Below are 2,057 nucleotides of genomic sequence, written 5' to 3'. Positions count from 1 at the left end.
TGTCCCTCCTCACCACCTTGGTCCTGATGGGCAGCTTGTGACCAGCGATCCGCAGGGCCTCCAGGGCCTGCTCCTCCGTCACCCCGGCCACCTCGAACATCACCCGGCCGGGTTTGACCACCGCCACGTACCCCTCCACATTGCCCTTCCCCTTCCCCATCCGCACCTCCAAAGGCTTCTTGGTGTAAGGCTTGTCGGGGAAGATGCGGATGAAGATCTTCCCGCCCCGCCGGAAGTGGCGCACCATGGCCACCCGGGCCGCCTCGATCTGCTGGGCGGTGATCCAGGCGGGCTCGAGGGCCACCAGGCCGAAGTCGCCGAAGGCCACGTAGTCCCCGCCCTTCGTGGCCCCCTTCATCCGGCCCCGGTGCTGCTTCCGGTACTTCATGCGCCTAGGCATCAGCATCCTGGCCCTCCTTCTTCACCACGGTGGGGCGGCGCCGACGGGGGCGCTCCTCGGCCTTGGCCGGCGCGGCCGGCCGGGCCTGGGGCCGCGCGGCCCCGATGACCTCGCCCAAGAACACGTAGGCCTTCACCCCCAAGACCCCATATGGGGTGCGGGCCAAGGCAAAACCGTAGTCTATGTTAGCACGCAGGGTGTGGAGGGGCACCCGGCCCGAGGCGTGCCACTCCGTCCGGGCCTGCTCCGCCCCCCCGATCCGGCCGGAGACGATGACCTTGGCCCCCTTGGCCCCGGCCTCCATCACCCGCTGGACCGCCTGCTTGATGGCCCGGCGCACCGCGAAGCGGCGCTCGATCTGCTCCGCCACCCGCTGGGCCACTAGAGGAGCGGAGAGGTTGGGGTTCTGGATCTCCTGGACGTTCAGGGCCACGTTCTTCCCGGTGAGCTTGGAGAGCTCCTCCCTCAGGACCTTGATCTTCTCCCCGCCCCGGCCGATGACCACCCCGGGCTTGGCCACGTGAACGGTCACCGCCACGTTGTCCGCCGCCCGCTCGAGGTCGATGCGGGCCAGGCCCGCAGGGTAGAGCTCCTTCGTGAGGAGCTCGCGCACCCTCTGGTCCTCCAGGAGGAGGTGCCGGTACTGCTTCTTGCCGGCATACCAGCGGGACTCCCAGTCCCGGGTGATGCCGAGCCTTAGGCCGATGGGGTGGATCTTATTTCCCATGCTTCTCCCCCAGAACGATGGTGATGTGGCTGGTCCTCTTCTTGAGGATGTCCGCCCGCCCCCGGGCCCGGGGCAGAACCCGCTTCAGGGCAGGCCCCTCGTCCACGTAGGCGGCCTTGACGAAGAGGCGGTCCTCGAGCAGGTCGTGGTTGTTCACCGCGTTGGCCGCCGCGGACTCCAACACCTTAGCCACCGGCAGGGCCGCCCGCTTGTTCAGGTAGCGCAAGATGGCCCGCGCCTCCTCCAGGCTCTTGCCGCGGATGAGGTCCACCACCAGCCGGACCTTCCGGGGCGAGATGCGGATGTAACGAGCTATGGCTTTCGCTTCCATGGCTACTTCTTCTTGGTGGCCTTGGCCTCTTTGCCATGCCCCCGGTAGGTGCGGGTGGGGGCGAACTCCCCGAGCTTGTGCCCCACCATGTTCTCGGTGATGTAGACCGGGATGTGCTGCTTCCCGTTGTAGACGGCGATGGTGTGCCCCACCATCTCGGGGACGATGGTGGAGCGGCGGCTCCAGGTCTTGATCACCCGCCTCTCCCCCCTTTGGTTTAAAAGGAGGACCTTCTCAAGAAGGTGGTCGTCCACGAAGACGCCCTTTTTCAAGCTACGCGGCATCTCTCACCTCACTTTCTCCGCGCCAGGATGAACCGGCTCGAGGGCTTCTTCCGCTTCCTGGTCTTGCGCCCCTTGGTCTGCCAGCCCCAGGGGGAGGCCGGCGGACGCCCCCGGGGGGCCCGGCCCTCACCGCCCCCGTGGGGGTGGTCCACCGGGTTCATCACGGTGCCGCGCACGTGGCCCTTGCGGCCGTTGTGGCGGTTGCGCCCGGCCTTACCGATGATGATGTTTTTGTGGTCGCCGTTGGACACCGTGCCCACAGTGGCATAGCTCTCGGCGTGGACGCGGCGCAGCTCGCCCGAGGGCAGCCGCAAG

Annotated in this window: 4 protein-coding genes and 1 pseudogene; all 5 read right to left on the bottom strand. The window is 67.7% G+C overall.

Translation table 11 applies throughout. The annotated features are described in order from the left end of the window. On the bottom strand, window positions 1–406 hold a 406-nt coding region (rplP, locus tag C4301_RS09925), incomplete at its 3' end, for a 50S ribosomal protein L16 (protein WP_352414905.1). Then, the gene (rpsC, locus tag C4301_RS09920; RefSeq protein ID WP_352414904.1) at window positions 393–1,127 is read right to left on the bottom strand and encodes a 30S ribosomal protein S3; all 735 of its coding nucleotides are present in this window, start codon (window positions 1,125–1,127) and stop codon (window positions 393–395) included. The genes rpsC and rplP, both read right to left, overlap by 14 nt. Continuing rightward, window positions 1,117–1,458: a 50S ribosomal protein L22 gene (rplV, locus tag C4301_RS09915; RefSeq protein WP_352414903.1), complete on the bottom strand. Its 342-nt coding sequence runs from the start codon at window positions 1,456–1,458 to the stop codon at window positions 1,117–1,119. Before rplV ends, rpsC begins: the two co-directional genes overlap by 11 nt. 2 nt (window positions 1,459–1,460) lie before the next feature. Further along, complete coding sequence (gene rpsS, locus C4301_RS09910; RefSeq protein ID WP_352414902.1) at window positions 1,461–1,742, bottom strand: 30S ribosomal protein S19; 282 nt, start codon at window positions 1,740–1,742, stop codon at window positions 1,461–1,463. An 8-nt stretch (window positions 1,743–1,750) separates the two neighbouring features. After that, a pseudogene (gene rplB, locus C4301_RS09905) lies at window positions 1,751–2,057 on the bottom strand (50S ribosomal protein L2); the annotation flags it as partial.

The sequence above is a fragment of the Thermus sp. genome (assembly GCF_040290245.1).
In the GTDB taxonomy this organism is placed as follows: domain Bacteria; phylum Deinococcota; class Deinococci; order Deinococcales; family Thermaceae; genus Thermus_A.
The sequence above is the reverse complement of the archived record's forward strand: the minus strand, read 5'-3'. Positions and strand labels throughout refer to the sequence as shown.